Here is an 8385-nt window from a genome sequence, read left to right on the forward strand (position 1 = left end):
TATCCGCCATAGCTCAGTTGGTAGTAGCGCATGACTGTTAATCATGATGTCGTAGGTTCGAGTCCTACTGGCGGAGTATAGTATAGAAGCTCTTTATCAGCTGTAATAGGTTGAAGTCAACTAAATTCAAGAAAGGACAAATTTCGTCCTTTCTTTTTTGATGTTTAGAGTGAGGAAATACGCTTTTTGAAATTTTCAAAATTCCGAAAACCAAAGGCATTGATTCCGAAAGTGAAAAATCAAGAGTTGATAGAGATCATAGTGGCGTTTCAAGTTTTTTCAAGTTTTCTGAATAACTTAAGAGCTTGTCAAGAATTTTTTATTCGTCAAATGCATGTAAAAAGTAGGTCGATAGAAGCGTTTATGACTTAGTTTTCGACTCATAGCACGGTTTAAGTATTTGGAGTAAAACAGTCCACTGAACTGTTTCAACCTGAGCTTAGAAATTCGAAAGTGAAGTCGTTTATCCACGTCATAGTAAAGCCTAAATATATCCCTAGTAATGATTTTTACCCGACAACGGACAGCTCAATCGTAGCGAAGAGAGTGATTTCAGATGGCAGCTTGTGTTCTGCCTTCAAGGACAGTAATGATATTAAACTTGTCAAAATCTTGGGAAATGAAACTCATCTTTCCCTTGGTAAAGGCGTACTCGTCCCAGAACATAATTTCTGGAAGTCAGATGAAGTCATGCTTTAAGTGAAAGTCATTGAGCTTGCGGATGACAGTTGAAGTTGAACTGGAAAGCTGATGGGCAATATCGGTCATAAGAGACTTTTCAATCAATTTCGCTCTGTAAGTGGAGGAAAAAAATGGTACAAAAGCTTATAGCTTATCTCACACGCTGTGAGTATAATAGAGGAAAAATTATCTGTAATCAATTTTGAAATAGACTACTATTCCTCTGTTCTTACAGTGTTTTTTATTTTTTGTTCGTTTAGGTTGATATTTTTACTTTACAGGAATTTTGGACTAATGCTTTTAAATTTTTGATATCCTAATACTATAAAAAAATGAAATGGAGATTATTGAGGATGTTTCAAGATATCTATGAACAAATTATTGAATTTTGTGATGCTGTTGAGCAGGAGTACAATGGGTTATTTGCGGATAAAACGAAATGGGAAGCCACACATCTTGATTATTTGCATTATTATTTAATTCGCTATAAGATCACTGATGAAAGAGATTTTATTATCTATCATTTTAGAACATCCTATCGTTTATTTTTAGAAAAATTTGTGATGAATTTGTGATGAAAAAGAATTTTATTTATAATTGAGTCAAAGTTATTAAAAAACGAACAATAATCAACTGATGAGATTATATTAATAGTAATTAACAATTATTTCTCTTTAGATATTTTTAAATGGAGAGAATTTCCAGATGTTTCTACGTTGAGTCTTGAAAAAATGATGAAGTTTTATTATAATAAATTGTGAGATATGATTGCAGGTGAGACTCCTGCCATGTATATGAGAAAGGAAGAGCCTAGCGGCTCAGACAAGATTATGACTTCAGTTGTTGTTGTAGGTACCCAATGGGGCGATGAAGGTAAAGGGAAAATTACAGATTTTCTTTCAGCTAATGCAGAGGTGATTGCTCGTTACCAAGGTGGTGATAATGCTGGTCACACAATTGTGATTGATGGTAAGAAATTTAAGTTGCACTTGATTCCATCTGGAATTTTCTTCCCTGAAAAAATTTCTGTTATTGGGAATGGGATGGTTGTGAACCCGAAATCTCTTGTGAAAGAGTTGAGCTATCTTCATGAGGAAGGTGTGACAACTGATAACTTGCGTATTTCTGATCGTGCACATGTTATTTTGCCTTACCATATTGAATTGGATCGCTTGCAAGAAGAGGCTAAAGGTGACAATAAGATTGGTACTACAATCAAGGGAATCGGTCCAGCATATATGGACAAAGCTGCTCGTGTTGGGATTCGTATTGCGGATCTTTTGGATAAAGAGATTTTTCGTGAGCGTTTAGAACGTAATCTTGCGGAAAAGAACCGTCTGTTTGAAAAATTATATGATAGCACCCCTATTTCAATTGATGATATTTTTGAAGAATACTATGAATATGGGCAACAAATCAAGCAGTATGTGACAGATACATCTGTTATTTTGAATGATGCGCTTGATAACGGTAAACGTGTACTTTTTGAAGGTGCACAAGGTGTCATGCTAGACATCGACCAAGGTACTTATCCATTTGTTACTTCTTCAAATCCTGTCGCTGGTGGTGTGACAATTGGGTCTGGTGTTGGTCCAAGTAAGATTGACAAGGTTGTAGGTGTTTGTAAAGCCTATACGAGTCGTGTAGGGGACGGACCTTTCCCAACTGAGTTATTTGATGAAGTGGGAGATCGCATTCGTGAAGTAGGTCATGAATACGGTACAACAACTGGTCGTCCACGTCGTGTGGGTTGGTTTGATTCAGTTGTGATGCGTCACAGCCGTCGTGTATCTGGTATTACCAATCTTTCATTGAACTCTATCGATGTTTTGAGCGGTTTGGATACTGTGAAAATCTGTGTGGCCTATGATCTCGATGGTCAACGTATCGACCACTACCCAGCTAGTCTTGAGCAATTAAAACGTTGCAAGCCTATCTACGAAGAATTGCCAGGCTGGTCAGAAGACATCACTGGAGTTCGTAATTTGGAAGATCTTCCTGAGAATGCGCGTAACTATGTTCGTCGTGTGAGTGAATTGGTTGGCGTTCGTATTTCGACTTTCTCAGTTGGTCCTGGTCGTGAACAGACAAATATTTTAGAAAGTGTTTGGTCGTAAGAGATTTTTAAGATTTGTTTAAGATAGGTCGGGTATACTATAGACAGTTACAAGAAGACCTCCTAACTTGTTGTAACAAATATCCTAAACTTTTCTTTTTCATAATAATCTCCCTATTAAGTCACCGCATTCGGTGGCTTTTTTTGTGTTGAGAATCATGATATAATAATAAAACGACAAGCAGGAAAAGAGAGAAACTATGGATTATACAGTTGAAGAAAAAGAAGCTTTTATGAGAGAGGCTTTGAGAGAGGCAGAAATTGCTCTGAAACACGATGAAATTCCAATTGGTTGTGTGATTGTCAAGGATGGAGAGATTATTGGCCGTGGGCATAATGCGCGCGAGGAGTTGCAACGGGCGGTTATGCATGCAGAAATCATGGCTATAGAGAATGCGAATGTGAGTGAAGAGAGTTGGCGCTTGCTGGATTGTACACTTTTTGTGACCATTGAGCCTTGTGTTATGTGTAGTGGGGCGATTGGGCTTGCTCGCATTCCAAATGTAGTCTACGGGGCTAAAAACCAGAAATTTGGTGCAGCTGGGAGTCTGTACGACATCTTGACAGATGAGCGTCTTAATCACCGTGTAGAGGTCGAAACGGGAATTTTGGAAGATGACTGTGCAGCTATTATGCAAGACTTTTTCCGAAATCGACGAAAAAAATAATTTCTCTTTTAAAATATAGAGGTATGTGGTATAATAAATAGTGGAGCAACAGTTCTGCGTGAAGCGGGTCAGGGGAGGAATCCAGCAGCCCTAAGCGAGTGTGAATTGTGTGCTCTTTTTTCGTGCTTTTTTCGAATAAATAAGATAAAATAACCTAGAATAAATGATAATAGAAAAGAGGAAAATATGAAAATTCGTGGTTTCGAATTGGTTTCGAGTTTTAAAGATAAAAATTTGCTACCTAAACGTGAGACAGCGCATGCAGCAGGTTACGACTTAAAGGTAGCAGAACGTACGGTTATTGCGCCAGGAGAGATTGTTTTGGTTCCGACAGGGGTTAAGGCCTATATGCAGCCGACAGAAGTGCTCTATCTCTATGACCGTTCATCAAACCCTCGTAAGAAAGGCTTGGTCTTGATCAACTCTGTGGGGGTCATTGATGGGGATTATTATGGAAATCCTGGAAATGAGGGACATATTTTTGCGCAGATGAAAAACATTACTGATCAGGAAGTGGTTCTTGAAGTTGGGGAACGTGTGGTTCAGGCTGTCTTTGCACCATTTTTAATTGCAGATGGAGATGCAGCTGATGGCGTACGGACTGGTGGATTTGGATCGACTGGGCACTAAGATGAAGATAATCTTTATACGTCATGGGGAACCAGATTACCGTGAGTTAGAGGAACGTTCTTATACAGGTTTTGGGATGGATTTGGCCCCCTTATCTGAGAAGGGACGACAACAAGCTCAGGAACTTTGCCAAAATCCCTTACTACAATCAGCTAACTTACTAGTGACTTCAGCAGTAACGAGAGCTTTAGAAACAGCTTTTTATGTTTCTTGTGCTACTGGCCTCCCTTTGAGGGTGGAGCCTTTGTTACACGAATGGCAGGTTTATGAAACAGGTATAGAGAACTTTGAAAGAGCTAGATGTCTGTTTTTAGAAAACAAGGGGGAGTTACTTCCTAATAGCCCTATTCAATATGAGACAGCTGCGGAGATGAAGTCTCGATTTCTAGAATGTATGGCTAAGTATCGAGATTACCAGACCGTGATAGTGGTAACTCACAACATGCTCATGCGCCAATTTGTATCAAACGAGAAGATTGATTTTTGCCAAGTGATTGAGTGTGAGATAGAGATTTAGAAAGAGGTTTATCATCGCAAAGAAAAAAGCGACATTTGTATGTCAAAATTGTGGGTATAATTCCCCTAAATATCTGGGACGTTGTCCTAACTGTGGGTCTTGGTCTTCTTTTGTAGAAGAGGTTGAGGTTGCCGAGGTCAAGAATGCGCGTGTGTCCTTGACAGGTGAGAAAACCAAGCCCATGAAACTGGCTGAGGTGACTTCCATCAATGTCAATCGAACCAAGACGGAGATGGAGGAATTCAACCGTGTACTTGGAGGCGGAGTGGTACCAGGGAGTCTCGTCCTTATCGGTGGGGATCCAGGGATTGGGAAATCAACCCTTCTCTTACAAGTATCGACTCAGCTGTCCCAAGTAGGGACTGTTCTCTATGTCAGTGGGGAGGAGTCTGCCCAGCAGATTAAACTCCGTGCAGAGCGCTTGGGGGATATTGATAGCGAGTTTTATCTCTATGCAGAGACCAATATGCAGAGTGTTCGCGCAGAAGTAGAAAAAATTCAGCCAGACTTCCTCATTATTGACTCCATCCAGACTATTATGTCTCCTGAGATTTCAGGGGTGCAGGGGTCTGTTTCTCAGGTGCGTGAGGTGACCGCTGAGCTTATGCAGCTGGCTAAGACCAATAACATTGCCATCTTTATCGTAGGGCATGTGACCAAGGAAGGGACCTTGGCTGGTCCGCGTATGTTGGAGCATATGGTGGATACGGTGCTTTACTTTGAAGGGGAGCGCCACCATACCTTCCGTATTTTGAGGGCAGTCAAAAACCGTTTTGGTTCCACTAATGAGATTGGGATTTTTGAGATGCAGTCGGGTGGATTGGTTGAGGTACTCAATCCGAGTCAAGTTTTCCTAGAGGAGCGTTTGGATGGGGCTACTGGCTCGTCAATCGTTGTGACCATGGAAGGGACCCGTCCGATTTTGGCGGAGGTTCAGGCTTTGGTAACACCAACCATGTTTGGAAATGCTAAGCGTACGACGACTGGACTTGATTTCAATCGTGCAAGTCTGATTATGGCTGTTTTGGAAAAACGAGCAGGGCTTCTCTTGCAAAATCAGGATGCCTATCTCAAATCTGCTGGCGGTGTGAAATTGGATGAGCCTGCTATTGACTTAGCCGTTGCAGTGGCTATTGCCTCTAGTTATAAGGACAAGCCTACCAATCCTCAGGAATGTTTTGTGGGTGAACTGGGCTTGACCGGAGAAATTCGGCGCGTGAATCGTATCGAGCAACGTATCAATGAAGCAGCAAAATTGGGCTTTACCAAGATTTATGTACCCAAGAATTCCTTGACAGGAATCACTCCACCCAAGGAAATTGAGGTTATTGGTGTGACAACGATTCAGGAAGTTTTGAAAAAGGTCTTTGCATAATCCGTGACAAATCCTCTTAGAAATGATAAGATAGGAGAAATATTTGACTATCAAATTTTCGAGGAGGGAATCGTGTCGTATTTTGAACAGTTTATGCAAGCCAATCAGGCTTATGTTGCCCTACATGGGCAGTTAAATCTGCCACTTAAACCCAAAACAAGAGTAGCCATTGTGACCTGTATGGACTCACGTTTGCACGTTGCGCAAGCTCTGGGCTTGGCACTTGGGGATGCTCATATCTTGCGGAATGCAGGTGGTCGAGTGACTGAGGACATGATTCGTTCGCTGGTGATTTCCCAGCAACAAATGGGGACAAGAGAGATTGTGGTATTGCATCATACAGACTGTGGAGCTCAAACCTTTCAAAATGAAAGTTTTCATGAATATTTGAAACACGAGCTCGGAGTTGATGTGTCTGATCAAGATTTTTTACCATTCCAGGATGTTGAAGAGAGTGTGAGAGAGGACATGCAGTTGCTTCGAGAATCCCCACTTATTCCTGATGATGTGGTTATTTCAGGTGCTGTCTATGATGTGGATACAGGAAGTATGAGAGAGGTATACTAACTTTGTCTCGAAAAAATCTCATCCTAGCATAAAATCGATTGTTAAAATGTAGGATTTTTAGCTTTAATATAGCTAATATAAAATAGTAAAAACAAGGGTATAAATGTTTACTCTTGTTTTATTTTTGATTGAAAAATAAAGGAAAAAGCGCTACAATGGTAGATGGAAAATGTTGTGTAAAAAACAAGTGATACATAAATACCGGAGGAAATCATGTCTTTTTCTGATTTAAAGCTGTTTGCCCTTTCTTCAAATAGAGAATTGGCAGAGCGTGTGGCGCAAGAGATTGGGATAGAGTTGGGGAAATCGACTGTTCGCCAATTTTCAGATGGGGAGATTCAGGTCAACATTGAAGAATCAATCCGTGGAAAACACGTCTTTATCCTACAATCAACTAGTTCACCTGTAAATGATAATTTACTTGAAATTTTGATTATGGTGGACGCATTGAAGCGTGCTAGTGCAGAATCTGTCAATGTTGTTATGCCTTACTATGGCTATGCTCGTCAGGATAGAAAGGCGCGCGCGCGTGAGCCAATCACTTCAAAACTCGTTGCCAACATGTTGGAAGTGGCTGGAGTGGATCGTTTGTTGACGATTGATTTGCACGCTGCACAGATTCAGGGATTCTTTGATATTCCTGTGGATCACTTGATGGGTGCTCCATTGATTGCGGACTATTTTGAACGTCGTGGCATGGTTGGTTCTGACTACGTGGTTGTCAGCCCAGACCATGGTGGGGTGACTCGTGCTCGTAAATTGGCAGAGTTTTTGAAAACCCCGATTGCGATTATTGACAAACGCCGTAGTGTAGATAAGATGAATACCAGTGAAGTGATGAACATCATTGGTAAGGTAGAAGGTAAGACTTGTATCTTGATTGACGATATGATCGATACAGCTGGAACTATTTGTCATGCGGCAGATGCTCTTGCTGAAGCAGGTGCTGTTGAAGTTTACGCAAGCTGTACGCACCCAGTTCTTTCAGGGCCAGCTATGGACAATATCCAAAAATCAGCTATTAAAAAATTAGTTGTTTTGGATACTATCTACCTACCAGAAGAGCGTTTGATTGATAAGATTGAACAAATTTCGATTGCTCATCTTCTGGGCGATGCTATTATCCGTATCCACGAAAAACGTCCTCTTTCTCCTTTGTTTAGCATTGAGAAAAAGATTTAATCTTTCACTTGAAGTAGACAGAACTCCTAGCAGGTTTCTTTTCTTGCTAGGAGATTTTTATAGTCAAAATCTGCAAGCCTTTTCAAAATATGCTATACTGATGAAAAAGGAGGATTTCTATGAGTCAAGAATTTATCAATCCAAGTGATGGTGTAATCCGTCAGTATCTAGCAACCAGTAAAACATTAGCGGTAGTGGGTTTGTCTGACCGTGAAGAAACAACTAGCAATCGAGTGACCAAGGAAATGCAGGCTCGGGGCTATAAAATCATTCCAGTTAATCCCAAGGCTGCAGGTGGGGAAATCTTGGGAGAAAAGGCTTATGCGAGTCTAGCTGAGATTTCTTTTCCTGTGGACATTGTCAATGTATACCGACGTAGCGAGTTTTTACCAGATGTGGCGCGTGATTTTCTCAAGGCTGATGCCAAGATTTTTTGGGCACAACTGGGACTTGAAAATCTAGAAGCGGAAGATATCTTGCGTGCTGGAGGATGCGATAACATCGTGATGAATCGTTGCATCAAAAGAGAACATACTCGCTTAATTGAGGAAGCATAAGAAAAAGGTAGCCAGTGTACTGACCCCAAAAAGTTGGACAAATAATTATTGAAAGGATTTAGTTCTGTACTGCACAGGACTAAGTCCTTTTA

The 8385-nt window shown here is 40.7% G+C and carries 9 protein-coding genes, 1 tRNA gene, 1 other RNA gene and 1 pseudogene; 11 read left to right on the top strand and 1 reads right to left on the bottom strand.

The window, feature by feature from the left end; genetic code table 11:
• Positions 1-2 precede the first annotated feature (2 nt).
• Positions 3-76, top strand: a tRNA-Asn gene (locus K1I97_RS09775).
• A 50-nt stretch (positions 77-126) separates the two neighbouring features.
• Here K1I97_RS09775 and K1I97_RS09780 read toward each other — a convergent pair.
• A pseudogene (locus K1I97_RS09780) lies at positions 127-789 on the bottom strand (ISL3 family transposase); the annotation flags it as partial.
• 245 nt (positions 790-1034) lie between these two features.
• Here K1I97_RS09780 and comW point away from each other — a divergent pair.
• The 10 genes from comW to K1I97_RS09830 all read left to right on the top strand — a co-directional run bounded on the left by comW (position 1035) and on the right by K1I97_RS09830 (position 8293).
• Entirely contained in the window at positions 1035-1256 is a 222-nt protein-coding gene (gene comW / locus K1I97_RS09785; RefSeq protein WP_223332315.1) for a sigma(X)-activator ComW, read from the top strand.
• 255 nt (positions 1257-1511) lie between these two features.
• Positions 1512-2798, top strand: a complete 1287-nt coding sequence (locus tag K1I97_RS09790) for an adenylosuccinate synthase (protein ID WP_125425327.1) — start codon at positions 1512-1514, stop codon at positions 2796-2798.
• 199 nt (positions 2799-2997) lie between these two features.
• Positions 2998-3465 (top strand): tRNA adenosine(34) deaminase TadA, encoded by a 468-nt coding sequence (tadA, locus tag K1I97_RS09795; RefSeq protein ID WP_223332316.1) that lies wholly within the window; start codon positions 2998-3000, stop codon positions 3463-3465.
• Between the two features lie 32 nt (positions 3466-3497).
• Positions 3498-3592, top strand: an RNA gene (gene ffs, locus K1I97_RS09800) — signal recognition particle sRNA small type.
• Between the two features lie 59 nt (positions 3593-3651).
• Positions 3652-4095 (top strand): dUTP diphosphatase, encoded by a 444-nt coding sequence (locus K1I97_RS09805; protein ID WP_223332317.1) that lies wholly within the window; start codon positions 3652-3654, stop codon positions 4093-4095.
• Entirely contained in the window at positions 4055-4612 is a 558-nt protein-coding gene (locus tag K1I97_RS09810; RefSeq protein ID WP_223332318.1) for a histidine phosphatase family protein, read from the top strand. The genes K1I97_RS09805 and K1I97_RS09810 overlap by 41 nt, the downstream gene beginning before the upstream one ends.
• A 13-nt stretch (positions 4613-4625) precedes the next feature.
• Positions 4626-5987: a DNA repair protein RadA gene (gene radA / locus K1I97_RS09815; RefSeq protein WP_223332321.1), complete on the top strand. Its 1362-nt coding sequence runs from the start codon at positions 4626-4628 to the stop codon at positions 5985-5987.
• 72 nt (positions 5988-6059) lie between these two features.
• Positions 6060-6554, top strand: a complete 495-nt coding sequence (locus K1I97_RS09820; RefSeq protein ID WP_223332319.1) for a beta-class carbonic anhydrase — start codon at positions 6060-6062, stop codon at positions 6552-6554.
• A gap of 213 nt (positions 6555-6767) precedes the next feature.
• A complete protein-coding gene (locus tag K1I97_RS09825) occupies positions 6768-7736 on the top strand; it encodes a ribose-phosphate diphosphokinase (protein ID WP_000010181.1) in 969 nt (322 codons plus the stop codon).
• 119 nt (positions 7737-7855) lie between these two features.
• Positions 7856-8293: a CoA-binding protein gene (locus K1I97_RS09830; RefSeq protein ID WP_223332320.1), complete on the top strand. Its 438-nt coding sequence runs from the start codon at positions 7856-7858 to the stop codon at positions 8291-8293.
• Positions 8294-8385: the final 92 nt, after the last annotated feature.

The organism is Streptococcus oralis, from assembly GCF_019929345.1.
GTDB lineage: Bacteria > Bacillota > Bacilli > Lactobacillales > Streptococcaceae > Streptococcus.